This is a genomic window from Aliikangiella litoralis (assembly GCF_052495765.1).
In genome coordinates, this window is record NZ_CP199292.1 from 5,555,370 (window position 1) to 5,580,750 (window position 25,381).

Genomic DNA, 25,381 nt, shown 5'->3' on the forward strand with positions numbered 1-25,381 from the left:
TATTAACAGTCTATTTTATCGAGTAAAACCAATATTTAAAAAGCCGTATCAAAAATAAAACAACCAGCAAGCTAATTAAGCTTGCTGGTATAAAATTTTTTGTCTCTAGAAATCAATTAATGCAAGCCATTCCTATCCCTTGCGTTGGTCCATTTATTATTTATTGTAGAAGTTGCTGATGAATTTAACCTTTGAGTAGCATTACTTGTTCCCCAATTTGCTCTGCTTCCCCAGTTGATAATAGAAGTAAAGCTTGGATTACCAGTTCCATCGGTTAATACATCCCAATACGCACGCAAATAGTCTAATTCTGTGCTATATCCATTTTGTGACCCCACACACTCATTTTCCAAGTAGCGAGTTACAAACTGTCCATTTCCAGCTTCACAATTAACAATTGGAGAGCTATCATTGCCAAATTCATTTTTATAGTAGTGAAATGAACAGTTATCTTGAGAAGTATCATTAAAAGCTACAGCAGCATAAAAATGAGCAAAGCCTTCACTAGCAGCGCAAGAAGAATACTCTTTACTAGCCATAGAATGCCCACCACGAGAAGCAGGGCAAGAGGTTGAAGAAAAGCCACAGTCATTCACCCAGCGGCTACCTTTATTAAAATAAGTTAGCATATGACCAAGTTCATGCACAATAACAAACTTTTTATTTGTATGACATGGGCACATATAAACCGTTGGATCACCATTAGTACCGCTTGTACGGAAATGACTGCCAGCACTTTTACTTGTATTCGTTCGAATACGGAAATATTGGTTACTCACACCTCCTGGAAATCTATCTACAGCATAAACAGCAGCAGCAAGAACATTGAATTGTGCGCGGTGAGTACTATTGGGTGTAAAAGCGATCGTAGTTGTCCCTGATGAAATATTATAATTCGCGGAGTGAGTTCCCCTAACATCAGAATTATCATCATTTATCCAAACTCGATTGTTATTCGCCACTTTTGCTGAAGCCCACATTTTATAGTTTATTTGACCAGAGCTGACATTACTTAAATTTGGAGTACACCCACTTCGATCTAAATAGTTAGTCCATTTCTCCACGCCATTTTGAGAAATTTTTACCCATCCTCCTCTAGCCGTTCTTGCTGTAGCTCGACTCGATGAAAAATAGTCTTCTCCAATACCTGCATCAGTAAATGTTGAATAATACTTAAAGCAAATTTTTGCTGCATTAGCAAAGCTAGCAGCCGATGATAAAAGCATCAGTATTGCTAGTTTTAGCATAATCATTTTTATTTTATAAACAAACACCATACCCACCCTTCTTATTTAATATTGAGTTTTATTCGTACTTTCTATTGATGGAATATCAATAGCCATATCACCTTTTTTTTCTAATAAAATTTGCCAGCCTTTTTCCTGCTTTTTTAACTCGTAAATAATCGGATTATCTATATTAGCTAAAGTGTTATCGTCATACATGACTCGAAAAGTAATAAATAAAAGACCTTCACTTTCCATTGCTGCTGGAAGTTTTAATAATTGAGGCGTTAATTGAATAATCGTAGGAAATAAAGGTTTAAGACTAATATCTGAAATAATTCCTCCGGTTTCTTGCCCCAACGTATCAATATAGGTAGTAAATACCAATAAAGAACCATGCTTATCATTTTTATGCTCAAACATAACTTCAATAGGCTTCTGGTTTGAAAACTGCGTGAAATACTCAGGTAAATAATCAACTTCAACTTTAGCACCAACAGCCGTCACGTTTACCTTATGTTGTTTTATAGTTACTAACTCAGGTTGATACTCTGCAAACAGACTCAACGAGTAACTATTTAAAAACAATATAACCATACTAACCCTTATTTTTTTACTATTCACAGAGCGGCCTCATATTTAAAGTGACAATTTTATTTTAATATCGTAAAAACAAATAACACTTGAAATATTCACACAAAAACATGATATAAATTTGCAGTACCATTCCAAACAGCTATACTCGCTTTAGTTACTGTAACAGCTAACACTTTATAAAACCTAAAAAGTGTTTATATGCTTTTTTTTACAATCAAAAGTAATAACTATTCTTTCTCAAATATAAAAGCAACAACAACCAAATGTTTTTGTTTTAAATAATATAAAAAACATACACTTTCGACTGTTCAACATGTTTATTTGTGTTAGGATTAAGTCGCTTGATAAAAATTTATTGTTAATAAAAACAATCAACCTTTTCAAATTAAACCATTGATATTTTCCTTTCAATCAATTTAGTTTGAACTTTTACTAATAGAAAAAATTATGCGCTTAAGACATATTGAAATATTCAATGCGGTATATACAACAGGCTCAGTGAGTAGTGCCGCCAAAATGCTAAACATCACTCAGCCAACAGCAAGTAAAATACTCAAACATGCTGAGAATCAATTAGGCTTCTTATTATTCGAAAGAGTTAAAGGTAGGTTACTACCAACTGAAGAAGCAAAAACACTATTCATAGAAACAAGAAATATTTATAAACAGATTTCATCTTTAAAAAGAACGTCCCGTAATTTGGCAAGACCCAACGCAGGATGTATAAGAATAGCTGTTGTTGCAGCGCTTGGGGTAGAACTATTACCCAAAGCTATTGTTGAATTTAGAAAACGTCATTCAGATGTTCAGTTTGAAGTTCAAATTTTAAATTATAATAATATTGTCAGTGCACTATTAGAGCACAACAAAGATATAGGCATTGTTTTAAATCCTTTTGAGTCTGCATGCATGTCAGAAATAGATTTAGCCCAATCTGAATTTGTTTGTGTTTATTCTCAAGGTGAGTTCGACCATATACCTGGTAGATTAAGGTTATCCGATCTTCATGAACATCCATTTATCAGCATCGAAGATAGTGGCCCCTTGAGTCATGTGCTATCAACCCATATTGCCGACGAACCAATAGGCTTCGACTCATCGTTAATTGCTCAAACTTATTTTGTAGCCCGCAACTTAGTCACATTTGGGGGTGGCATATCTATTGTTGATGAGTTCACCGCTCGCTCAGAAGGTGCAGGAAAAGTTAAATATAAAGGTTTTGAACCACCTCTTTATTTTAACCTTAGCGCTCTACATGTAGAAAATAAAAGACCACCAAAAATCTGTTTAGATTTTTTAAAGTTTTTTCAAGAAGAGTTTATAAAAAACCGAACGCCTATTTAAATAGTAAACTAAATCAAACTCAAAGATTTATTAATAGCTTTTTTCAATAAGGTTTGTGTTTGATTTATTTTTAACGACCACACGATTTCTGCCTAAATGTTTTGCATGGTATAAAGCCTGGTCGCCTCTTTTTAACAGTTCAAATATATCATCATTTTCAAACATAGATATTCCTATGCTAACAGACATATTTCCAATTTTTTCTATACGAGCAGTTTCAATTTTCGCTCTAATTCTTTCACAGATATCATAAGCTTTTGTTGAGTCATAATCATCTAAAATAATAATAAACTCCTCCCCACCCCAACGACATAACATATCAGCAGGTCGAAGGTTATCCTGAATCAAACTACAAATAGACATAATAACTCTATCACCAACATCGTGACCAAATTGATCATTAACTCGTTTAAAATGATCAATATCCAACATAGCAATACTAAATACTTTTAATGAAATTGAATCTCTTGAGCATAACCGGATTAACTGTGCTTCACCTGCACGACGATTCCAGACGCCAGTTAGAGCATCAATTTTACTTTGTTTTTCGAAGCTGTCAGCACGCTTTTTAGAAAGGGTAAAACGGTGAATAAAGTAAATAGCCAACAACAATGCAATACCAGCAACAGCAATTGAAAAATTTCTTAACAAATACTCTCGTTCTGCTGCAAGAGTCGCTATTTTTTTTTCTTTCTCTAACACTAAGCGCTTATTTTGTTCTTTAAGACTTGTTGTATAACGTTCTAACCTTGAAAGGTTAGCAGCAATATTTGAGTTGCCCATTTTTTCTAAAATTTGCGATGCCTGTTCTTGTGCTAAAAAAGCTTCTTTGTATTCATTTTGACTAGCCGTTATTTCAGCAAGTAATAAATAGCTATTTCTCATTTGCTTTAATAATGTGTATTTTTTCCCAATATTAATAGAACGCCGCAAAATAGATTTTGCTTCAACAAAATATCCCTGACTAAACCGAAGACGAGCAAACTCTCTAAAAATTACCGCTTGTAGATGTTCTAAATCACTAATTTGCGACTCATTAATAGCTTTTTCAAAATACTCTAACGCTTTTTGGCTATTACCCAACGCCGTTTCAATTTTCCCTAGGTTTTTATAAATAACAGGAAAAATAGCTTTAATACCAAGCCCTTCAGATAACTTTAACGCTCGCAATAAATCAGTTTTAGCTGAATCATACTGACTATTTTCAATTTTCATAAAGGCTCTATTTTGAAGCACCATCGCAATGTTAGCACTATCATTTCTCAACTCGTGAGAAGCTAAAGCTTCTTCAAAATAAGGTTTTGCTAACTCATGCTCTCCTATTTCGACATAAATTAAAGCAAGCGCGCCTTTAATTCGAGCAATTTCTTTTTCATTCTGACTATTTTCAAAACTAGCTAATGAAAGCAAAAGTGAATCTAATGCTAAATCATGATTACCTGCATAAGCAAAAGCAGCACCACGATTATAATGAGCTTTGCCTTTTAACAGTTCATTTTCTGTAGCAGCTGCTTTTATTAATAAAATATCCGTTAAGGTAAGAGCTAACTCTAAATGAGCAGTCGTTGCTGCTGCATAGCTCGCTTTAACTAAGGTTTCGGGTTCAAGGTGTTGATAGGATTGAGCATCAAGTTTTAATAACGCCTTGATAACTAAAGAAGGGTCTTTCTGATAATAAATATTCGCGGTATCACTAAATGATTCCGACAATACACCAAATGAAAACAAAAGTGCAAATAAGCAACTGAAACTTGCTAGCCAAGAACAATTCGCTCGATTTGTCACTCCAAATACACTCAATGATTAGTTCCTTCTAGCTAAATTACAGACAAAATAACACATAAAAATTAAACCATTTGATAATACCAACTTCATATAAGGCCGTCGACTACTTTATATAACCATCAATAGCTCTCCACTAAAATAGAGTACTTCACATATTTGACGACTCTTAAACCTAGCACATAACCTAAAAATTAAATGCGATTAATGAATGATATGATACGACTGATACTGAAGCTCTTCCTTACACTTCTGCTCAATAAACCGGACTTCCAAGGGGGTTGAAAAACATGGCATATTATAAACAAAGGTATGGAACTCACCATTTTCTCCGCAAGGGTCAATCTCCAGCGGTAAACGATTTAATAATTCCAAGCTATACTCACACCCAAGATATTTTTTATCAAGTTGTGCTGTATCAACAGAACAAATAAATGCTTTAACTTGTTGTTCAATTATTTCATGTGCGATATTTTTCGTATTAAGTCCCATTAAAGGAAACAGACACTGCCAGCCTTCTGGCTCTATGTAGCTCCTTCTATAATCAGCTATACCATTACAGAACATATCACCAAAAGCGATGGCATCAAATACAATCTCACTTTTTAATAATGCATCAACGACTAATTGTTGATAGATCGCATTTGTAGGAAAAATCTGTGGTAGTTGTTGCGTAATCAATGGCAAGCCTACTCTTTCTGCTTGCATTTTTAAAATAGGCAATGGTGTTGCTTGGTAGGGTACATAATTCTGGTAATAAGTCGTAAATAGACCCACCACCTGATAGATAGGATTGTTCATTAGCTTTATTAATGTCAAAGCTGAATCTTTACCAGAAGACCAACTAACAACTACTCGTTTTTTTGCCATTTTAGTGAACTCTTTATTAGTTATCGTGTTTTAGTACATTAACTATCAATGACTGTAAGCTATTTATTAAAGCAACCTGACGAGACTGAATTCATCAGGTAGAATAATTGTTAATAGTACTATTTAATGTTTACGGGCCAGAAAAATGCCGAGATTATTTCACCATACACTGACCAAAACTGCGACGGCTCGCCCCAAATCTGTCGCAATAAACCAAAAAGAGACTCAGTTAACCTACTCAGAGCTAGCTGACTTATCAAAAAGGCTTGCCTCTTCACTCGTTCATAATGGTTTGAGTCATAATCAACGAATAGCAATTTACCTTCCAAAACAAATAGAGGCTGTTGCTAGTTTTTATGCCTCCTCTTTAGCTGGTGGAATTTTTGTCCCAATTAATCCACTCCTAAAAGGCTCTCAAGTACGATATATATTGGAAGATTGTGAAGTAAGCATATTAATTACCTCACTAAGTCGTTACCAACAATTTAAAGCAGACTTTGACTCTATTCAAAGCATTAAACAAATCATACTAACAGATTGTTCTTTAGAGCAAATACCAGAAAATTGTGCGAGTTGGAATGTTGTAATTCAAGCGAATACTCCTGAAGTTTTTTTTGCTCCACGTATTAGCCAGGATATAGCCGCTATTTTATATACTTCAGGAAGTACCGGGAGCCCTAAAGGAGTAGTACTTTCTCATAAAAACCTGATTAGTGGTGCTAAAAGCGTTGCAGAGTATTTAAATAATAATGTTCAAGATAGGCTATTAGCAGTATTGCCATTCAGCTTTGATTATGGGCTTTCTCAGCTAACCACAGCTTTTTTAACTGGTGCCAGTGTCACTCTCATGGAATACCTATTACCGAGAGATGTGATCCGTGCCATTATTCAATATAAAATCACAGGGCTGGCAGCAGTACCTCCTCTCTGGGTACAACTTGCTGATTTAGAGTGGCCAAAAGAGGCTAAAAACTGTTTGCGTTACATCACCAATAGTGGCGGAGCAATGCCGCAAGCAACGTTAAAAAAATTAATGCAGCAACTCCCACACACACAACCATTTCTCATGTATGGATTAACAGAAGCTTTTCGTAGTACATACCTTGATCCCAAAGAAATACTTAAACGCCCAACATCGATGGGTAAAGCCATTCCTGACGCAGAAATATTAATTATTAATGAGCAGGGAAATGAATGCTTGCCGGGAGAAGAAGGGGAACTAGTCCATAGAGGGCCTCACGTATCTCTAGGCTACTGGAATGCCCCAGAGAAAACAGCAGAACGTTTTAAACCCTTACCCACCCAAATCACACAAGGATTAATAGAAGAAATTGCCGTTTGGTCAGGCGATACAGTTAAAAAAGATGCCGATGGCTTCCTTTATTTTATTGGCCGTAAGGATGACATGATCAAATCATCGGGCTACCGAATTAGCCCCTCAGAAATTGAAGACTGCTTATATCAACACCCAGACATTAATGAAGTTGCAGCAATTGGTATTAAACATCCTACTTTGGGTCAAGCAGTTGTATTAGTTGTAGTTCCCTCACAGCAAGAATCATTTAATGAAACTGAATTAATGAAGTATTGTCAAAAACAACTACCTAATTTTATGCAACCTAAAGCTATTAAATTAAAAACAATGTTACCGCGCAATTCAAATGGTAAAATCAACCGAAAAAAATTGGTTGAAGAATTTACCAACTTATTTCAATAATACTGGAGTTTATAATTGAACCGCTCTCAAAAAGCTAAGCCTGAACATGCACCAATGGATCAATTTCAGTGTGAAAACGATCAGCTTATGGTTAATGGTATACCACTGAGACAACTGAAGCATATAGCAGGACAGACCCCATTTTATGCTTATGATCGCAGTGTAATTGCTAATAAGGTTAAGTTGTTGCGCCAAAAAATGCCTCCAAGCCTTAAATTGCACTACGCAATGAAGGCTAATCCTATGCCTGAATTAGTCAATTATTTAATCACACAGGTTGATGGTATTGATATAGCAAGCGGTAATGAACTTCGAACAGCTTTAAACTGTGGTATTCGTGGCTCTCAAATTAGCTTTGCAGGCCCAGGTAAGCAACAGACAGAACTTCGAATGGCAATAGCATCCCAAACTACAATTAATGTCGAATCATTTAATGAGTTGACACAAGTACAACAATTAAGCAATGAAATAGGTATACAAGCCAAAGTAGCCATTAGAGTTAATCCCGATTTTGAACTGAAATCTTCAGGAATGAAAATGGGCGGCGGCTCACAACAATTCGGGATCGATTCAGAACAAGTACCTAAAGCATTAAAGTTAATCAGTAGTTATGGGCTCTGTTACCAAGGGCTACATATTTTTACAGGCTCACAAAACTTAAATGTAGAGTCAATTATGACGGCTCACCGTGGTATTTTCCAACTAGCCACTCAATTACAGCAATCTGCCAATTCTAAAATTACGTCTCTTAATATCGGTGGCGGCTTGGGAATACCTTATTTTCCTGGAGAAAAGCCTCTTGAATTAGAAAGCATCGGAGAACAATTAGCCGAGTTAATCCAGGAGTTTACAAATACTCATGGTAGTGCCGAGATAGCAATGGAATTGGGCCGTTTTTTAGTTGGAGATTCAGGTATTTATGTGAGTGAAATTATTGATATCAAAGAGAGTCGTGGTACCAAATTTGCGATTGTAAACGGAGGCTTGCACCATCACTTATCTGCCTCAGGAAATTTTGGGCAAATTATTAGAAAAAATTATCCTGTTGCAATTGGCAATAAGATGCAACAAACAAAGCAAGAAACGATTCAAGTGGTCGGCCCACTTTGTACGCCCCTAGATATTTTAGCGGACAAATACAAACTACCCAAAGTAGAAATTGGTGATTTGGTCGTTGTTTACCAATCAGGCGCTTATGGTTATACGGCTAGCCCTAGGGACTTTCTGAGTCACCCTCAACCAATAGAAATGCTTGTTTAAAAAACGTTCAAAACCATTCAGTTGAGAAAAAAGCTTACAATACACTTTCTCAATAAGCTGAAGTTTAATAAAAAAAGATTTACATTAGCCTGTAAATTAGAATTGGGCGAAAAAAAGTGCTTTTTAAGTTAATATATAAAAAGGTCAACATACTCAGTGATCTCACCGTTCAGATTACTGAAAACCTTTTACCATTATTTCTTTGAGTTATTATGTTTATCAATAAGTTGTATCAAAAGATAGTCTCTATACCACTCAAGCTATTGGTCAATAGTAAATTATTGCCTGAAGATCCAATAAAAGAGCTTGAGATTGATCCACAATCACCTATTTATTATGTCTTACAAAGGCGTTCAACAAGTAGTTTTTTAATGCTGCAAGAAAAAACCAAGCAGCTAAATTTACCACCTCCCAAAATAATGGCTCACAACACGACAGAAATTGAAAATGGCACAGTGTTCTTTTTACAAAATAAAGCATTGTTTGGCTTTGGTGGAAAGCTAGTCAAAAAATATCAAAAGCTACTCGAGGAATTGTTAAAAAAACAACAGATGGATAAAGATAATCATCACCAATTAGTTCCTGTATCTATCTATTGGGGACGTAATCCAGGCAAAGAAAAATCATTATTAAGGTTACTATTTACAGATACGGAAAGTGCTACAGTACTAAGAAAGTTCTTTCTCTTTTTATTTCAAGGCCGCAATTCATTTGTCAGAATAGCCAAACCAGTAAACTTGTTTAACGTTGTCAAAGATAACTCAAATACAGCAACATTGTTAACAAAACTCACGAGAACTTTGCGTGTTCACTTTCACAGACATAGACAAGCCGCTATGGGGCCGTTAATTAGTAACCGTCGACAAGTTGTAACGAATGTTATTGCTAGTAATAATGTTAAGAGCGCGATTGAAAGGCAATCTCGGGCAAAAAAAATCAGTCCAGAAAAAGCAAAAAAGCTAGCAGAAAAATATGCTAAAGAAATAGCATCGGCATACTCCTATAAAACTATTCGAATACTTGAGTCTGCTTTAACTCATTTCTGGAATAAAATTTATGATGGTGTTGAAGTAAGAAATTCCGAAATGGTTCGGCAACTTGCAGCAACACACGAAATAGTTTACTTACCATGCCATCGAAGTCACATCGATTATTTATTGTTATCCTATACACTCTATCATGAAGGTCTAGTCCCTCCTCATATAGCAGCAGGTATTAATTTAAATTTTTGGCCAGCAGGACCAGTTTTACGCCGAGGCGGAGCTTTTTTCTTACGCCGTAGTTTTGGTGGTAATAAACTTTACACAGCGGTATTCAATGAATATATTTTTCAAGTTATGGATAGAGGGATCCCGTTAGAGTTTTTCCCCGAGGGTGGCCGCAGCCGTACAGGAAGATTACTTCAACCTAAAACAGGTTTATTAGCAATGACAGTGCAAAGCTGTTTACGAGGCTTAAGAAAGCCAGTTGCCATTATACCAGTTTATGTAGGGTATGAACGTATATTTGAAGGAAAAAGCTATTTACATGAACTACGAGGCGCCAATAAAAAAAGAGAGTCATTTGGTCAGTTATTAGGTATTAGAAAAAAGCTTAAGCAAGCTTTTGGAAAAGTCTATTTAAACTTTTCCCCACCACTTTTCCTCAATAAATATTTAGATGAACAACAACCAGATTGGCATCAATATAAAGGCGAGATTAGTGCCAAACCAACGTGGCTTACCCCTCAAGTGACCAGTCTTGCTAGTTTATTATTAGAACGAATTAATGCATCTGTCACCTTAAACTCCGTAAGCTTGGTTGCCTTAGTTTTATTATCAACAGAACGTATGGCAATTGATCGACAAGAATTAGAAACTCAATTGAAACTATTATTGTCTTTAACTAAAAATGCCAAATACAGTGCTCAAACTCATATTCCATCAGAAAGCCCAAAAGAGTTGATTGCACAAGCAGAAAAACTAGGAACAATTTATGCTGTTGATAACCCAATGGGAGAAGTTATTTCTACCGACGAACAAACAGCCATTCTTTTAACTTATTATCGCAATAACATTTTGCATGTTTTTATAACGCCAGCCTTAATTGCAAGCAGCTTTCTCAATCAGCAATCAATGACACAAGAAATGCTGATTAAAAACTTAACCCAGCTCTATCCATTTCTAAAAAAAGAATTATTTTTACATTGGAATGAAGTAGAGTTTCATCAACATATTTGTGATAATGTAACAGTATTCATAGAAAAAGAAATTCTTACTCAAGAAGGTGATCAGCTAATAAGAGTTGATGAAAACAAAATTGGTTTTGAGCAACTATTTACTTTGGCCCAAATAGCCCGTCCCACCTTGTTACGTTATGGCATCATCTTAACTTTATTATCAACTCAAGCAGGACGCGGAGATATTAGCAGACAAACATTAGAAAATCGTAGCCAACAATTAGCACAAAGAATTGCAGCATTGCATAGTCTTAATGCCCCAGAGGCATTTGATAAAAATTTATTTCGTAATATGGTGAGTGTGCTAAGGGATCATGAACTTATCAAAGTAACAGAAGACAATAACTTTACCGTCAACACCAATCTTACCGAGCTGCAAGATTTAGTTTTAAACAGTATTAATATTCACTCAAAACAAATTATGCAAAAAACGGCGAATTGGGCCAATCAATATTGGAATAAGAACTAAGCCTATTAGGGCATGTCAATCTTTCATTGTTTGAGATTGCCAAGGTTATTTTTGTCCTGTAAGGCAAAAGGTGCACCATGTAGACAATCATCTACAGGTTCAGCTTTTAACGCAGCAGGGCTAAAATTCAGCCACTTAGCGGTAAAGTAAAAGTCGCCTCCAAACCACCTTCTGGATGATTATTTAAGTCAATTTCACCATTATGCATTTCTACAATTCGAGCAACAATAGCCAAACCTAAACCTGAACCTTTCCCTCCTCTGGCGCGATCACCGCGAGCAAAAGGTTGAAATAGTCGTTTTTTATCTAAATCAGGTATACCTTTACCATGATCTCTGACAGAAACCATTATCTTTTCGTCTGTCAAAATAGTTTTAACGATTACAGGTGCACAGCCATAACGATAGGCATTTTCAATTAGATTACTCACTAATCGTTTCATTGCCATTGGCTTAAACGAAATTTCAGGCAAATCACATAACTCAGCAACAATGCCATCATGTTGTTTCGAGGCAGCGTCAATCACATGCTGAATAAGCTCACATAAATCACCCTTTTCTTTGTGTTCTTCACTTCCGTACCTAACATATCCAATGAACTGATCAATAATATCGTCCATGTCTTGTGTATCAATAATGATACCTTCTTTGATTTCTTTATCTTGATCAGATAAAAACTCTGACGCTAAGCGGATACGTGTTATAGGTGTTCTTAGGTCATGTGAAATACCAGCGAGTAGTAAAGTTCTATCTTCTTCTAATTGATGGACATCTGCCGCCATTTGGTTAAACGCAGAAGTCACAGAAACAAGCTCTAAAGGCCCTGTCTCTTTTAATTTGCCAGGGTAGTCTCCACGTCCAATTTCTCTTGCTGCAAATGCCAGTCTTTTGAGGGGGCGATGTAATTGAAAAACCAATATCCAAGCCCCTGTTAAACTAAGAAATAACAACATCCCAGTAAAAATGAACAACTCCATTGGGTTGTTTCCTTCATAATCACCAATTGGCATTCTAATCCAAAGCTTTGGATTATTAGGCTCATTAATCCATAAATAAATTCCATCTGAATTTTCAACTTTTACGACAGTATTTTTTCCTAAATAGCGTTCAGCCTGATTACTAAAACCTTGATGAAAACGTGCATTAGAAAAGCCTTCTGGCTCAGGCGCAGCACCGCTAATCCAATATAATTCCAATTGAGTTGTTTGAGAAAAACCAACCGCTAAATTTTTAGGAATATCAGCTTCATCACCAATATGTAACAATTTTACCTGATTAGACGCCAAGTACATGACGATTCGGTTGTGGCGATCAACAACGAAGTGCTGAACAGTAAAGTAAGATACGACATGGCTGATCACAAGAAGCGTTGCAATCATCAGTGCGTTACGTCCAAAAAAGCTTTGCGGAAGGATTCTCAATCGATTTTGCTCTGCTGTCTGCCAATACCTAGTCTAATAATATAACGAATAGGCTACCCATTTACAGTATATAATTATTGCAATCCATGTCGACCGAATTGTTCTACTTCAGATGGTAAGCAATATAGGTCGACAAAATCTCATTAATCAGTACTCTTAGCTAATAAATTTAGCTCTTTTATTAGTTGAGATTTATCTTTATTATGCATCGCTTCGCTGCTAATAATGCCATAACGCTCACCCTTTGGGCTAACAATAAAAATTCGAGCCGTATGATCAACACTATAAAATTTCTCATCTTCAGTGTTAATAGAATAAATTCCGCCTAATACAGAAACAAGGTTATCTATTTGTTGTTTTTCACCTGTCACACCAACAAAGTCACTATGAAAATGATCTAAATACTTTGCCATATGTTCTAAATTATCTCTAACAGGATCAACGGATAAAAATATAATTTGAAAGTTTTTTTGTAACTCAGGAGTAATTTGATTATATATTTTAGTAATATCGGATAGTGTCATCGGACATACATCAGGACAATTAGTATACCCCATAAAAATAAGATTCCAACGATCTAAAAAATTTGAATAATCAAACGGCTGTTTATCATGTCTTGAGAGTGTAAACCCCCTAATAGGATTTTTCTTTGGATACACAAGTAATTGTGAAAAGTTGGATTCTATTTTATTTGTTTGACTAGTTGAGTTTTCATTACAACTAGAAACAACCATTGTGATACCAAATATAAAAATAATTTTTTGAAGTTTTTTCCACATCATTTTAGATCCAATTTTAAATAGGGTAATAATGATCAACTAACAAAGCCACAAACAAAACCATTAAGTAGTGTATTGAATATTTAAACGTATCCATTGCGACTTTTCTATCTTCAGTTCTCTTTAGCTTAATAGCATAATAAAGAAAAATTAAACCTAAAATAGTAGAGCTCACTAAATAAATAAGGTGAGACATACCAACCAAATAAGGTAGAGCAGCTGCAAATAATAGCAAGATAGTATAAAGCACAATATTCAACTTGGTAAAATCAATCCCATGTGTGACAGGTAACATTGGAATATCAGCCTTTGCATATTCATCTTTTCTGAAAATAGCTAATGCCCAAAAATGTGGCGGAGTCCAAACAAAAATAATTAATACCAGAAGCAGCGCATGGGGATGAATTTCTCCACCATAACCATCAACAGCAGTCCACCCTAACAATGGCGGTATAGCACCGCTAAGCCCACCAATAACGATATTCTGAGGTGTTGCTCTTTTTAAATACATAGTGTAAACAAATGCATATCCAACTAAACCAAAAAAAGTTAAGACGGCGGTTAATGTATTGATATATCCGTAAAGCAATATCATTGATGTTACGGATAAAACAGTAGCAAAAATAATGGCTCTTTTATTATCGATTTTACCTGTAGCTACAGGGCGCTTAAACGTTCTTGCCATTATTGCATCTATTCTTTGATCAACTACATGATTAACAACTGCCGCTCCGCCAGAAGCCAGGCCAATACCTAAAGTAGCAATGATAAGTACATTTAATGGAACAGTATCAGTTGGTGCCATATACATTCCAACAACAGCTGTTAATAAAATTAACAAAACAACTTTGGGTTTTGTTAATTCCAAATAATCTTTCCATGTTGTTTTAGCATTAGCCATGACTCTCTCCATTTGTTGAAGATTGAGCGGTAAAAATAAGTGTTATTAATACGGTCAAAGAAACGATTAGAAATCCGCCTACAGCATTATGTGCGACAGCATTAAATAATGGTAATTTAAAAACAATATTATTAACTCCCAAAACAATCTGAGTAATTAACAAAAATAACAAAATAATAGCCATACGCTTCAATAAAACTGAAGCTGATTGTTTTAACAACTTAAATATCAAAAAGAGCAGAGTTACACTGGCAATAATTGCCCCAACTCTATGAGCAGCATGAATAGCAATACGTGAATTTTGATCTAAAATACCAAACTCATAAGTATCAGCTTCACGTCCCCATAATTGAAAGCCAGCAATAAAGTCTGAATTAGCCAACCAGTTTCCTTGACAGATTGGTAGCTCATGGCAAACCATTGCTGCATAATTAGCAGAAGTCCACCCACCTAATGCCACCTGAAGTACTAATACAAACAAAGTAAATACCACTACACTTTTGAATTTATTAGCAGTAGCATAATCTAATGGAGGCTTGTCGTTAAAATGATACCTAATAGTCAATGAAGCTAATAACGATAAAGTGGTTAGCCCTCCCAATAAATGAAGCATGACAATGGAAGGGTGCAATTTCATGGTAACAGTCCACATTCCTAATGCCGCTTGGAAAACAACAAGTAACAATAAGAAACTAGAATGCTTCAAGGTAAATTTTTGCTTATTTCGCCAGCTAATAATTGCTAACGCCAGCACCAAAAGCCCCAAAGTACCCGCAAAATAGCGATGAACCATTTCTGGCCAAGCTTTCTCAAACTCATAAGGCTGTTCAGGAAAAGCCTCGTTCGCTTTATCTATATGATGACTTTTTGTTGGTATATGTATAAACCCATAGCAGCCAGGCCAATCAGGGCAGCCTAAGCCAGCATCGGATAATCGGGTGAACGCACCTAATACAACAACCACTACAGCAAAAACAGTGGCAAATAATGCTAGATTTCGAACAACTTTATTTTTCATCTCAATCTCTTAAATTAACAACAAGTAACTTTAATAACAAATTAACCCAATCGTGAATACTTAAACAAACGCTTCAAATCACTTCTTATATCTTTACTGGTTTTAGGGGCTTCTTCTTTATTATTAACAAGCGGGTAACGAATAATAATGTTACCAAGCGGGTCCACCAGATAGATATAACCTGAAGGCAAATCCTTATTTAAACCGCTATGAGTCTTGCTATTAGCTTTTAATCCCACATCAGTAAAAGAACTAAAAGCAGTAGGAAATACATCATTATCAACATTAGTCCCTTCAGGTAAAATTAATAGCTGCTTTATTCGTTGTGTTTCCTTTCCTAAACCAATATAAGTTTGATTAAGTGTAAAGGTGTTTAGCTCAACACAATCACTATTACAATCTGAAGGGTTTATAGGCAAAATCCACCAATACAACGTTTCAAATTCTTTACCTGTAATTTTATTTCCATCAGCTCTTGTGATAGTAAAGTCTTCAATATCTAAAACTTGCTCACCAGTTAATAAAGTTCCTCGATTTTTTGTGGCACCAGAAAACCAACCACTAAAATAGGCACTATATGCAATCAGCACAGGCAACATAAAAACAGCAAAAAGAGCGACTAAAGTTACTCGATTTTTTTTAACATTACCTTGGTGTGACTCATTTTTTAATTCTTCAAAATCCACAAAATCACCTTTTCTTTATACAAACAATGACACTAACTATTAAAAATGCCAATGCTAACGCAAACCATTGAAAGGCATAAGCTAAATGCTTTTCAGGCGGCATATTTGTCCACATCCAGTTCACTGCTAATGCAGATTGACTATCCTTATCTAAACGCAGTAAATATTTCTCTAATTTTAGTCCTGTTAATTTTTCAAGCTCAGCTAAAACCTGATGGTCTAATACAGGCAGCCTATATACCTGTCCATGTTTTTCAATTGCAGCTTTTGCCGTAGAAATTGATTCTTGTTGAATAGGGTAAATACGAGCATTTACTTTCCATTTTTTAGCTGGCAGGCTGATATCGGGTAATTGGTTACGATCATTACCAGCAAATAACCAGCCACGATTGACTAAAATATTTTTACCCGTTTGTTCATCTTTAGCAACATTCAATACATGGTAGCCTGGGCGTTTATTATTAATTTTATTATCCAACAAGATAATATCTTCACTTGATAGTTTCATTAACAAGTCAACTCTTTGAAACTGTTCAATTTGCCGATTAGTTAATCCAACCAAGCTTTTAACAGCGACCACTCCACCTAGTTCTAATTGTTCAATACGAACCCGCTTTTCTTTCCCTCGATTAAGCTGCCAAAAACCAAGTTCATTCAGCAATGTTTGCATCAATAGAAATATTATTAAAAACCAAAAATTTATTCTGATCTTATATTTACCAACAGAATATTCTATTGCATGCTTCAAAAATATCGACTCCACTAGAAAAACCAATCTGGGAGGCGTATTCTATCATTATTTACAGATGATCCAGAGCCCAATTAACTAGGAATGAATAAAAAATGTTCATAAAAATACTTATTGTCATTGCAATGCTAGGAATTTTATTTAGTCTTTTTAGAAGTTTATACTTTTTAACAACTGAAAAAGATTCTAAAAAAACAGTAAACAATTTGAGCTGGAGAATTGGGCTATCAATCTTACTTTTTATACTACTAATAGTCGGCATCTACACTGGTATTATTGAACCACACGGGCTGCCAACTGTTCCTAATGAATAAAAGTGCAATATTAATAGAGCAGAAGTAAAAAAGCCGAAGTAATTACTTCGGCTTTTAATGATTAAACAACTAAATATAAGTTATAAAATATAAACAAATATAAATAAGAATAACCAAACAACATCAACAAAGTGCCAATACCAAGCTCCTGCTTCATAGGCAAAGTGATTTTCAGGCTTGAAATGTCCTTGAGAGCAGCGTATAGATAATACAATCAAATAAATTGTTCCAATTGTTACATGGAAACCATGAAATCCAGTCAACATAAAGAAAGTTGAACCATAGATACCACTACCTAAAGTTAACCCCATATCATTGTACGCATGATAATATTCTAATACTTGTAAACCAAGGAAGATAATACCTAGCGCAGCAGTAATCACAGTGTAATTTAATAGCACATTACGATTACCTTCTTTTAATGCATGGTGTGCAATAGTTAACGTCCAAGAACTCGTTAATAAGATTGCAGTATTGATTGCTGGTAATCCAAAAGCCCCCATAGCCGTTGTAGTTTCACCACTAGGCGTTTCGGTCATTGGCCAAGCAGGAATAAAGTCGGGCCACAACAAAGCATGAGTCATTGCATTATTACCTTCACCACCTAGCCAAGGCATTATCAGAGTTCGTGCGTAAAATAAACCACCAAAGAAGGCTGCAAAAAACATCACTTCTGAAGTAATAAACCATAGCATTCCTTGACGAAATGAACGATCCATTTGTGCGCTATAAAGCCCACTCATTGATTCACGAATCGTATCTCTCCACCAACTCCAAACCATAAAAACCATAATTGCAAGACCTAGCAAAAAGACTGAAAAGCCCCATCCAGCATCTCCAGTATTTACCGTTTCAGTACTCTGTTGGATAAACTTTCCGGCACCAAACGCTAAAATAAATAAGCCAACAGCCCCAACAATAGGCCATATGCTTTGCTCTGGTACATAATACTTTTCGTACTTTTCTTGTTCTGTTTCAGTACTCATTTTGTTCTCCATCAAAAGTGATCCTAATCACTTATTTGGTTGCACCTGTGGCAGCTTTAGCTGCGTCAGTAATATTAAATAGCTGATAAGATAATGTTAAGTGCGTGATATCTTTTGGTAGATCTGCATCTACATAAAACTTCATTGGCATTTCAATCTCCTCACCAGCGGCTAACAACTGCTGCTCGAAACAAAAACACTCCGTTTTATTAAGATACAAAGAACCTTCTCCAGGCGATATACTCGGCACAGACTGCCCGATAATATCCTTATGAGAGTTGTTTTTTGCGTAAAAACGAACCTCATTTAACTCACCGGGATGAACTTTCACAGAACGAACCATTGACTTAAATTCCCAAGGCATACCACGATTAACATTTGTTAAAAATTCAATCGTCACTTCCCTTTTTGAATCAATAGTCGTTGCTTGATAAAGAGCTTTCCCGCGAGTTTTTCCATTAATTCCTGTGATATCGCAAAATACGTCATACAAAGGAACTAATGCGAAAGCAAAAACAAACATTCCAGCTACCACAGCAACTAGCTTGAAAACTAGTTGCTTATTGGAATTATTTTGAAGTTGCTCACTCATCTTATTAACGTTTATCTAACCAATTAATACTTAAATTTATTTAACTTTTGGCGGTGTATCAAATGTATGATACGGCGCAGGACAAGGAAGTTGTTCCCACTCAAGACCAACTGCACCTTCCCAAGGTTTATCTTCAGATTTCTTACCACTGCGAATTGTTTTAATCACAATAAATAAGAAGAACAACTGGCTTAAACCTAATGCAAAAGCACCAATACTTGCTAACTGATTAAAATCAGAAAACATCATATTGTAATCAGGAATACGACGTGGCATACCTGCCAATCCACTAAAGTGCATTGGGAAGAAAGTTAAATTAACAGCAATCATTGACCACCAGAAGTGAATTTTGCCCATCTTTTCGTTGTACATTTTACCGGTCCACTTAGGTAACCAATAATAAACTGCAGCAGTTGTACCGAAAATAGCACCAGGGAATAGTACATAATGGAAATGAGCAACCACGAAATAGGTATCATGATATTGGAAGTCGACAGGTGCCATTGCTAGCATCACGCCTGAGAATCCACCAATAGTAAATAAAATTACAAATGCAATAGAAAAGAGCATTGGTGTTTCAAAAGTCATTGACCCCTGCCACATAGTTGCAACCCAGTTAAAGACTTTTACACCAGTTGGAACAGCAATCAACATAGTGGCAATCATAAAAAATAATTCACCAGCTATAGGCATGCCAACAGTAAACATGTGATGAGCCCATACAATGAATGACAACAATGCAATTGATGCTGTAGCGTAAACCATTGAAGAATAGCCAAACAGTTTTTTACGCGCAAATGCCGGGATAATTTCAGAAGCAACACCAAATGCTGGCAAAATCATAATGTAAACTTCAGGATGTCCGAAGAACCAGAAAATATGTTGGAACATTACCGGATCACCACCACCAGCAGCATCAAAGAATGACGTACCGAAGTGACGGTCAGTTAGCATCATAGTAACAGCACCCGCGAGTACCGGCATAACCATAATCAATAAGAATGCAGTAATTACCCAAGTCCATACAAATAGAGGCATTTTCATTAACGTCATGCCAGGTGCACGCATATTGAACACAGTAACTATAACGTTAATTGCGCCCATGATGGAAGATATTCCCATCATATGTACACCTAAAATAAAGAAGTCGGTACTAGGCGGAGCATAAGTCGTTGAAAGAGGTGCGTAAAATGTCCAACCAAAGTTTGGCGCGCCACCTTCCATAAACAATGAAGAAAGCAATAAAGTAAATGCAAAAGGTAAAATCCAGAAACTCCAGTTGTTCATTCTTGGTAATGCCATATCAGGCGCACCAATTTGCATTGGAATTAACCAGTTTGCTAAACCCACCATACTCGGCATTACGGCACCAAATACCATAATCAATCCGTGCATCGTTGTCATTTGGTTAAAAAATGCAGGATCAACAAACTGCAAACCTGGTTGGTAAAGCTCGGCTCGAATAACCATAGCCATCGCACCACCAACTAAAAACATAATAAATGAGAACCACAAGTACATCGAGCCGATGTCTTTATGATTTGTTGTAAATAACCAGCGTTTAATACCGGTTGGATGATGACCAGCCATCAGATCTTCTCCTATTGTTTACCGGCTTTAAAAGCCTGAATCTCAGCGGGTTGAACTTTATCACCTTTATTATTTCCCCAAGCATTACGCTCGTAAGTAATAACAGCAGCGAGTTCAGCATCAGTTAATTGAGCGCTATAAGCAGCCATTGCTGTACCAGATTTACCGTTAACAACAATATCAATATGATCTTTAACTGGGCCAAGTGCAATCTTGCTATCTTTTAGCGCAGGGAATAATGGTGGTGTTCCTGTTCCATCAACTTTATGACAAGCAGCACATTTTGCGTCATAAGTTTTTTGACCTAAGGCCATTAGCTTATCCATATCCCAACTTTGAGCAGCGGCCTCAGCAGCAGCTTTTTCAGCAGCAACTCTCTCAGCATCTTTTTGAGCAACCCATGCTTCAAACTCTGACATACTAACAACTTTAACAACAACAGGCATAAACCCATGGTCTTTTCCACAAAGCTCTGTACACTGTCCTCGATAAGTACCTTTCTTAGGAACTTTAGTCCAAGTTTCATTAATAAAGCCAGGTATTGCATCTTTTTTAACCGCTAATTCAGGAACCCACCAAGAATGGATAACATCATCAGCCGTAACTAGAAAGCGAACCTTAATATTCTCTGGAATCACTAATTCGTTATCAACTTCTAGTAGATAATTAGGATTATTAGCAGCTCCACTACCATCGTTATTTTCATATTGCTCACGAGGAGTGCTCAAATTACTGAAAAATTCAATATCACTGTTTAACTTAATGCTATTTTCCTGGTTTTCACCTGGATTAGTTTTTAAGTATTTGTAATGCCACTTCCATTGAGATCCGGTCACTTGAATAGATAGTTGAGAATCAGAAGCATCTTCCATCTTAATTAACAGCTTAACTGCCGGAACAGTTAAAACAGCTAAAATAATAAAAGGGATAATCGTCCAAATAAACTCTACGGTAGTACTGTGCGACCAGGTGGCCGGTTTAGGGTTATTGGATTTTCTGTGAAAAATAATCGAATAGAACATTAGTCCAAATACAACAACAGCAATCCCAGTCATAACCCAAATAACCATCATATGAAGGTCATAGGCTTCAAGGCTTGTCTCTGTCACACCCGGGCGCATATTCAATTCAGCGGTCGCTTGAGCAACACCACTAAGTAACATACTTATCAGTGCAGTCAAACTCGCAAATATTTTGCGTCGAATGGCCATTTAAAAATCTCCATTATTATAAAAACGAATTAATCGTTTAATTTTGGAATTAGGATGAAAGAATAAGGATTTTACATGCAATTATTAGTTTCAATTACTTTTGGTACCATTAAAAAATGACCCCCCCTTCCTTATTGTGGTGGAATTATAAGGATGCAGCGTCAGGAAGCAAGCAAAAATCTGGAAATTTGTATAGAGACAAATCGCCGCAGCATGATATTGGGCAATGATTTAGATCATTGCTACTACCGAATTACCTCCAATTGTTCATCTATAGGATACCCTGGATAGACTTTCTTAAATTTAACCAGTGATTTTTTACCTGCTTTATAGTCTCCCTTCTTATATAAATTAATTATTTCACGAGCCCACTCATCTTGATCGGGATAGCTTAATTTTGCGACCTTTTCTTGGTCACTATTTGAGCTTTTTTGGCTTTTATGGTGATTTACATCATTAATGGTAATCATGCCATTTAAAGTATCAACTTTTTGTTGTTGTAAACCATCATGTCCGGATGAAGTCTCTATTGGACTATCTTGTAGCTTACTTTTTGGTGGGGGCATAATATCAACAGGCTCAGGCAGTTTTATAGCAGTTCTTTTAGGTGGAGATGTTTTCTCTATCGTAGAATTTGAACTCTTAACCTCAAACTTCACTGGCCCAGGAGAAGTTCCTGGTAACATTTTTGCTGGTTTGGGCCAAAAAAAGTTTGTTGCCACAACAGTCAAAGCAAATGACGCTGCAACATAAAGCGGTAGGCTCAGTCGTTTCCACCAGCTTATTTGAGGAGCTTTACGCTTATTAGGCTGTTGAATTTCACGGTATGCCGCTGCTAAAATTTGCTTATCTAACTCTGGGCTAGGTAATTCTTTCTGCATAGAACCATAAGCTGACTCTAACGCTTCAAAGTGCTCTACATCACTCATTTCATTTAATCTACTTTGCTTGTTCATAATGACTCTCCAAGCATTTTTTTCAGTTTCTCTGTTGCATAGCGTAAGCGGCTTTTTACCGTTTCGCGGCCACAATTTAAAATATTAGAAATTTCTTCAAGCGATAACCCTGCATCTAGCTTTAATAATAAAGCTGTTTTTTGCTCTAAAGGTAAGCTTTCTATCTGATTACGTAAAAGTTGACTTCTATCTTCCTTCGCTAATTGACTAGCAATATCTTTATCTTCGAACTCAGCAAACGAATAGTCTTCTGACTCATCAAATTCTGTCTCTTGTTTGATCTTTTTCTCTTTACGTATGATGTCAATAACATGGTTTTGTGCAATGCGGTATAAATAAGTTGTAAATAACGCCTTAGGTTCATAGTTAACTCGGCTATTTACTAGCTTTAACCACACCTCCTGAAAGCACTCTTCCGCCTTAGCTTGGTTAGTTAATTGACGTAAGCAATAGCGATACAAGCCACCTTTGTGCTTTTTATATAGTTGCTCAAATGCCAAGAGATCGCCTCTTGCATATTGAAGCATTAATTGTTCATCACTGACTTCTGTTTTCATCGGCTTAGTGAACGTTAATTTATCACTGTTTGCAACAACCAATTCACATTCACTATTCTCAACCACTGATTGCAAGGTATTCCTCAAATTGTTCATTAAATTCAAACTAGCGATTAGGCAGCCGAAATCCCCCAACAAAGAGCTCGACCTGTATATTTTTTGCTCTAAAATCATTATATTCAATGAGCCCTTTTGATATAAGCTTTCACTTTTATCTCAATTCAATTTAGCTTATTCAATTAATCTGCTAGTTAATACTGCTCTAATCAAGCAGTAAAAAATCAATTTTTTGTCTAACGCTTATAGCTTTCTCTTATATCAATTCATACCATTAAATATATTAAGAGTCACAAATCACATTTAGATACCGACTTAACCAAAATTTTTAAATATTTAAACTAACAAATACTAAAAAACCCGACTAACAACTAAGTTCAAAATACCCGAAGTATTATTTAATCCCCTAAAACAAACCTTCTACCATCTATTCTTTTTTTCACTCAAGCTGATATCGGCACAATAAAGTAAAAAACACATGAAAAAATACCATTTTCTCATTTCTCAATGATTCGAAAGCTCAATTTCTCCGTTAAAATACAAACTCGATATACTTCTTCAACGATAAAAAAATACAAAAGGGTTATTTTGTGAAAAATAAATATCAATTGTTAGTCAACAAAACTATTCCAATCTCTAAGAAATTAGGTTGGAAAATTCAACAAATTACTCCCAAAATGATAATCACCACAACAAATTTGGAGCCAAATATCAACATTCATGGCACCGCTTTCGCAGGAAGTATCTATGCAGCTGGTATGGCAACAGGGTGGACATTATTAAAATGCTGGTACGATCAGCAGAACTATAATGCGGACTTAGTTGCAGCAGAAGCCAACATTAAATATATAAAACCTGTATACCAAGATTTTCTATGTCGCTCTCAGCTCGAAGAGAAATCTCCAAATCACACAAAGCTAATCACAAGACTTTCTCAGAATAAAAGTTGTGGAGTCGAACAAAAGGTTGAAATTGAATGCGACTCATCTATTTGTGCCATACTTAATATTCAATTTGTTTTTAAATGTACATAAAATTGAAAATATATGCTGACTATACATATAAAGAAAGTAATCAATTTAAGCGCAATTTCCTTTTTACCAATAACGTTATTATTATTTACCCCAATATTAATCGGTGCAGAACAAGCGACAAATACACAGCAAAGTGAAAACCAAGCGCAACCAGTTGCTAAGGAAAAGAAAAAACTCCCTTTCGCAGTAAATATAAATGCCCTTTCCGAGTCAGCCAATTCAGATGAAAAGTTTTGGGTTAATCTAGATGAAGAAAAGCTTTTAGTTTTAAAGTATTGGGCAAAAGGAAAAATAAAGCGAGGAAATCTCATTTTATTACATACTTATGGAGAACACTCAACTCATGCCAGATTAGTTTCGCCATTAACAGAACAATTTAGCAAATTGGGATGGCAGGTATTTGTTCCCAATTTACCATTAGAAGATTATCCCTTTAAAAATGAGCAAAAAATAGAAGAAAGTACTACAGCTGAAAATGAAAATGCCGATGCGGAGCAAACTCAGCAAGTAGCCTCTACCAATTCTTCGGAAAGCTCAGATACGCAAAAAGCAACACAAGAAGAACAGCCCCCAATACCTTCTTTGTATTTTTTTAAAGATGGCAAGGCTTTTCAATCATTGTTTTCTAATTATTTAGAACAACTAATTTCCCAAATCCAACCTAAAAGTAATAATTTAGTTATTGTCGCGAATGAAAATAGTGCTTATTGGATACTTGAGTTAGCTAAAACGAATCAAACAATTAGCCAAATAGTATTGTTACATCCTCAACTACCAAATAATGTTCCTTCAGAGTTAAAAGAGAGCTTTTCAGGTCAAACATTACCAGTTTACGTTTTCATTCAAGATGCCGATCAATCTTCAGCATTTATTAGAGCATTTGATCGAAATTTATGGAGAACGCCATTTCAACGAATCAATTACAACAATGTTTCTTTACCAAAAGTTGAATTAGAAAATTACAACCTATCAAAAATGATTACTGGCTGGGTCAAAACCCAAGAAAAAAATTGAGTCTTTAAGAGAGAATTAACGTTTTTGTTAAGTCA

The 25,381-nt window shown here is 35.7% G+C and carries 23 protein-coding genes; 7 read left to right on the forward strand and 16 right to left on the reverse strand.

Annotation, left to right across the window (positions count from 1 at the left end; all coding sequences use genetic code 11):
• Window positions 1-116: 116 nt before the first annotated feature.
• Together ACT5E3_RS23260 and ACT5E3_RS23265 are read right to left on the reverse strand one after the other, a co-directional pair.
• Window positions 117-1,277, reverse strand: a complete 1,161-nt coding sequence (locus ACT5E3_RS23260) for a hypothetical protein (protein WP_444995954.1) — start codon at window positions 1,275-1,277, stop codon at window positions 117-119.
• Window positions 1,278-1,292: 15 nt separating this feature from the next.
• Window positions 1,293-1,823 carry a hypothetical protein gene (locus tag ACT5E3_RS23265; protein ID WP_444995955.1) on the reverse strand — a complete coding sequence of 177 codons (531 nt, stop codon included), beginning with the start codon at window positions 1,821-1,823 and terminating at the stop codon, window positions 1,293-1,295.
• Between the two features lie 447 nt (window positions 1,824-2,270).
• Between ACT5E3_RS23265 and ACT5E3_RS23270 the strand changes: the two genes are divergently transcribed.
• On the forward strand, window positions 2,271-3,167 hold the full coding sequence (locus ACT5E3_RS23270) for a LysR family transcriptional regulator (protein ID WP_444995956.1): 897 nt from the start codon (window positions 2,271-2,273) through the stop codon (window positions 3,165-3,167).
• A gap of 30 nt (window positions 3,168-3,197) precedes the next feature.
• Here ACT5E3_RS23270 and ACT5E3_RS23275 read toward each other — a convergent pair whose 3' ends face one another.
• The gene (locus tag ACT5E3_RS23275; protein WP_444995957.1) at window positions 3,198-4,967 is read right to left on the reverse strand and encodes a tetratricopeptide repeat-containing diguanylate cyclase; all 1,770 of its coding nucleotides are present in this window, start codon (window positions 4,965-4,967) and stop codon (window positions 3,198-3,200) included.
• A 186-nt stretch (window positions 4,968-5,153) separates the two neighbouring features.
• On the reverse strand, window positions 5,154-5,819 hold the full coding sequence (locus ACT5E3_RS23280; RefSeq protein ID WP_444995958.1) for a hypothetical protein: 666 nt from the start codon (window positions 5,817-5,819) through the stop codon (window positions 5,154-5,156).
• A gap of 145 nt (window positions 5,820-5,964) precedes the next feature.
• Here ACT5E3_RS23280 and ACT5E3_RS23285 point away from each other — a divergent pair, with 145 nt between their 5' ends.
• The 3 genes from ACT5E3_RS23285 to plsB all read left to right on the forward strand — a co-directional run bounded on the left by ACT5E3_RS23285 (window position 5,965) and on the right by plsB (window position 11,483).
• Entirely contained in the window at window positions 5,965-7,536 is a 1,572-nt protein-coding gene (locus ACT5E3_RS23285; RefSeq protein WP_444995959.1) for an acyl-CoA ligase (AMP-forming), exosortase A system-associated, read from the forward strand.
• Window positions 7,537-7,551: 15 nt separating this feature from the next.
• Window positions 7,552-8,796 carry a pyridoxal-dependent decarboxylase, exosortase A system-associated gene (locus ACT5E3_RS23290; protein ID WP_444995960.1) on the forward strand — a complete coding sequence of 415 codons (1,245 nt, stop codon included), beginning with the start codon at window positions 7,552-7,554 and terminating at the stop codon, window positions 8,794-8,796.
• A gap of 212 nt (window positions 8,797-9,008) precedes the next feature.
• On the forward strand, window positions 9,009-11,483 hold the full coding sequence (plsB, locus tag ACT5E3_RS23295; protein ID WP_444995961.1) for a glycerol-3-phosphate 1-O-acyltransferase PlsB: 2,475 nt from the start codon (window positions 9,009-9,011) through the stop codon (window positions 11,481-11,483).
• A gap of 127 nt (window positions 11,484-11,610) precedes the next feature.
• Here plsB and envZ read toward each other — a convergent pair whose 3' ends face one another.
• The 6 genes from envZ to ACT5E3_RS23325 all read right to left on the reverse strand — a co-directional run bounded on the left by envZ (window position 11,611) and on the right by ACT5E3_RS23325 (window position 17,035).
• Window positions 11,611-12,903, reverse strand: coding sequence for a two-component system sensor histidine kinase EnvZ (gene envZ, locus ACT5E3_RS23300; RefSeq protein WP_444995962.1), 1,293 nt, complete (start codon window positions 12,901-12,903; stop codon window positions 11,611-11,613).
• Window positions 12,904-13,046: 143 nt separating this feature from the next.
• Entirely contained in the window at window positions 13,047-13,685 is a 639-nt protein-coding gene (locus tag ACT5E3_RS23305) for an SCO family protein (RefSeq protein WP_444995963.1), read from the reverse strand.
• 13 nt (window positions 13,686-13,698) lie between these two features.
• Window positions 13,699-14,583, reverse strand: a complete 885-nt coding sequence (cyoE, locus tag ACT5E3_RS23310) for a heme o synthase (RefSeq protein WP_444995964.1) — start codon at window positions 14,581-14,583, stop codon at window positions 13,699-13,701.
• The gene (locus tag ACT5E3_RS23315) at window positions 14,576-15,601 is read right to left on the reverse strand and encodes a COX15/CtaA family protein (protein WP_444995965.1); all 1,026 of its coding nucleotides are present in this window, start codon (window positions 15,599-15,601) and stop codon (window positions 14,576-14,578) included. Before ACT5E3_RS23315 ends, cyoE begins: the two co-directional genes overlap by 8 nt.
• 41 nt (window positions 15,602-15,642) lie before the next feature.
• Entirely contained in the window at window positions 15,643-16,287 is a 645-nt protein-coding gene (locus ACT5E3_RS23320; RefSeq protein WP_444995966.1) for a hypothetical protein, read from the reverse strand.
• Window positions 16,288-16,291: 4 nt separating this feature from the next.
• A complete protein-coding gene (locus tag ACT5E3_RS23325; RefSeq protein WP_444995967.1) occupies window positions 16,292-17,035 on the reverse strand; it encodes an SURF1 family protein in 744 nt (247 codons plus the stop codon).
• Window positions 17,036-17,160: 125 nt separating this feature from the next.
• On the opposite strand from ACT5E3_RS23325, the gene ACT5E3_RS23330 reads away from it, so the two are divergent.
• Window positions 17,161-17,349, forward strand: a complete 189-nt coding sequence (locus ACT5E3_RS23330; protein WP_444998624.1) for a DUF2909 family protein — start codon at window positions 17,161-17,163, stop codon at window positions 17,347-17,349.
• An 80-nt stretch (window positions 17,350-17,429) separates the two neighbouring features.
• Here ACT5E3_RS23330 and ACT5E3_RS23335 read toward each other — a convergent pair whose 3' ends face one another.
• The 6 genes from ACT5E3_RS23335 to ACT5E3_RS23360 all read right to left on the reverse strand — a co-directional run bounded on the left by ACT5E3_RS23335 (window position 17,430) and on the right by ACT5E3_RS23360 (window position 23,337).
• Complete coding sequence (locus ACT5E3_RS23335) at window positions 17,430-18,335, reverse strand: cytochrome c oxidase subunit 3 (protein WP_444995968.1); 906 nt, start codon at window positions 18,333-18,335, stop codon at window positions 17,430-17,432.
• A 31-nt stretch (window positions 18,336-18,366) separates the two neighbouring features.
• Complete coding sequence (locus ACT5E3_RS23340) at window positions 18,367-18,927, reverse strand: cytochrome c oxidase assembly protein (protein WP_444995969.1); 561 nt, start codon at window positions 18,925-18,927, stop codon at window positions 18,367-18,369.
• Between the two features lie 36 nt (window positions 18,928-18,963).
• Window positions 18,964-20,517 carry a cytochrome c oxidase subunit I gene (gene ctaD, locus ACT5E3_RS23345; RefSeq protein ID WP_444995970.1) on the reverse strand — a complete coding sequence of 518 codons (1,554 nt, stop codon included), beginning with the start codon at window positions 20,515-20,517 and terminating at the stop codon, window positions 18,964-18,966.
• An 11-nt stretch (window positions 20,518-20,528) separates the two neighbouring features.
• Window positions 20,529-21,728, reverse strand: a complete 1,200-nt coding sequence (gene coxB, locus ACT5E3_RS23350) for a cytochrome c oxidase subunit II (RefSeq protein WP_444995971.1) — start codon at window positions 21,726-21,728, stop codon at window positions 20,529-20,531.
• 245 nt (window positions 21,729-21,973) lie between these two features.
• Window positions 21,974-22,684, reverse strand: a complete 711-nt coding sequence (locus tag ACT5E3_RS23355; RefSeq protein ID WP_444995972.1) for a hypothetical protein — start codon at window positions 22,682-22,684, stop codon at window positions 21,974-21,976.
• Window positions 22,681-23,337, reverse strand: a complete 657-nt coding sequence (locus tag ACT5E3_RS23360) for a sigma-70 family RNA polymerase sigma factor (protein WP_444995973.1) — start codon at window positions 23,335-23,337, stop codon at window positions 22,681-22,683. The genes ACT5E3_RS23355 and ACT5E3_RS23360 overlap by 4 nt, the downstream gene beginning before the upstream one ends.
• A 551-nt stretch (window positions 23,338-23,888) precedes the next feature.
• On the opposite strand from ACT5E3_RS23360, the gene ACT5E3_RS23365 reads away from it, so the two are divergent.
• Window positions 23,889-24,332, forward strand: coding sequence for a YiiD C-terminal domain-containing protein (locus tag ACT5E3_RS23365; protein ID WP_444995974.1), 444 nt, complete (start codon window positions 23,889-23,891; stop codon window positions 24,330-24,332).
• A 12-nt stretch (window positions 24,333-24,344) separates the two neighbouring features.
• Window positions 24,345-25,346: a DUF3530 family protein gene (locus ACT5E3_RS23370; protein WP_444995975.1), complete on the forward strand. Its 1,002-nt coding sequence runs from the start codon at window positions 24,345-24,347 to the stop codon at window positions 25,344-25,346.
• Window positions 25,347-25,381 lie beyond the last annotated feature (35 nt).

Bases quoted from the DNA above. Each gene is read 5' to 3' on its own strand.
- ACT5E3_RS23260 (WP_444995954.1), bottom strand. From the start codon at position 1,277: ATGGTGTTTGTTTATAAAATAAAAATGATTATGCTAAAACTAGCAATA.
- ACT5E3_RS23265 (WP_444995955.1), bottom strand. From the start codon at position 1,823: ATGGTTATATTGTTTTTAAATAGTTACTCGTTGAGTCTGTTTGCAGAG.
- ACT5E3_RS23270 (WP_444995956.1), top strand. From the start codon at position 2,271: ATGCGCTTAAGACATATTGAAATATTCAATGCGGTATATACAACAGGC.
- ACT5E3_RS23280 (WP_444995958.1), bottom strand. From the start codon at position 5,819: ATGGCAAAAAAACGAGTAGTTGTTAGTTGGTCTTCTGGTAAAGATTCA.
- ACT5E3_RS23285 (WP_444995959.1), top strand. From the start codon at position 5,965: ATGCCGAGATTATTTCACCATACACTGACCAAAACTGCGACGGCTCGC.
- plsB (WP_444995961.1), top strand. From the start codon at position 9,009: ATGTTTATCAATAAGTTGTATCAAAAGATAGTCTCTATACCACTCAAG.
- ACT5E3_RS23305 (WP_444995963.1), bottom strand. From the start codon at position 13,685: ATGATGTGGAAAAAACTTCAAAAAATTATTTTTATATTTGGTATCACA.
- cyoE (WP_444995964.1), bottom strand. From the start codon at position 14,583: ATGGCTAATGCTAAAACAACATGGAAAGATTATTTGGAATTAACAAAA.
- ACT5E3_RS23315 (WP_444995965.1), bottom strand. From the start codon at position 15,601: ATGAAAAATAAAGTTGTTCGAAATCTAGCATTATTTGCCACTGTTTTT.
- ACT5E3_RS23330 (WP_444998624.1), top strand. From the start codon at position 17,161: ATGCTAGGAATTTTATTTAGTCTTTTTAGAAGTTTATACTTTTTAACA.
- ACT5E3_RS23335 (WP_444995968.1), bottom strand. From the start codon at position 18,335: ATGAGTACTGAAACAGAACAAGAAAAGTACGAAAAGTATTATGTACCA.
- ACT5E3_RS23340 (WP_444995969.1), bottom strand. From the start codon at position 18,927: ATGAGTGAGCAACTTCAAAATAATTCCAATAAGCAACTAGTTTTCAAG.
- ctaD (WP_444995970.1), bottom strand. From the start codon at position 20,517: ATGGCTGGTCATCATCCAACCGGTATTAAACGCTGGTTATTTACAACA.
- coxB (WP_444995971.1), bottom strand. From the start codon at position 21,728: ATGGCCATTCGACGCAAAATATTTGCGAGTTTGACTGCACTGATAAGT.
- ACT5E3_RS23355 (WP_444995972.1), bottom strand. From the start codon at position 22,684: ATGAACAAGCAAAGTAGATTAAATGAAATGAGTGATGTAGAGCACTTT.
- ACT5E3_RS23360 (WP_444995973.1), bottom strand. From the start codon at position 23,337: ATGAACAATTTGAGGAATACCTTGCAATCAGTGGTTGAGAATAGTGAA.
- ACT5E3_RS23370 (WP_444995975.1), top strand. From the start codon at position 24,345: ATGCTGACTATACATATAAAGAAAGTAATCAATTTAAGCGCAATTTCC.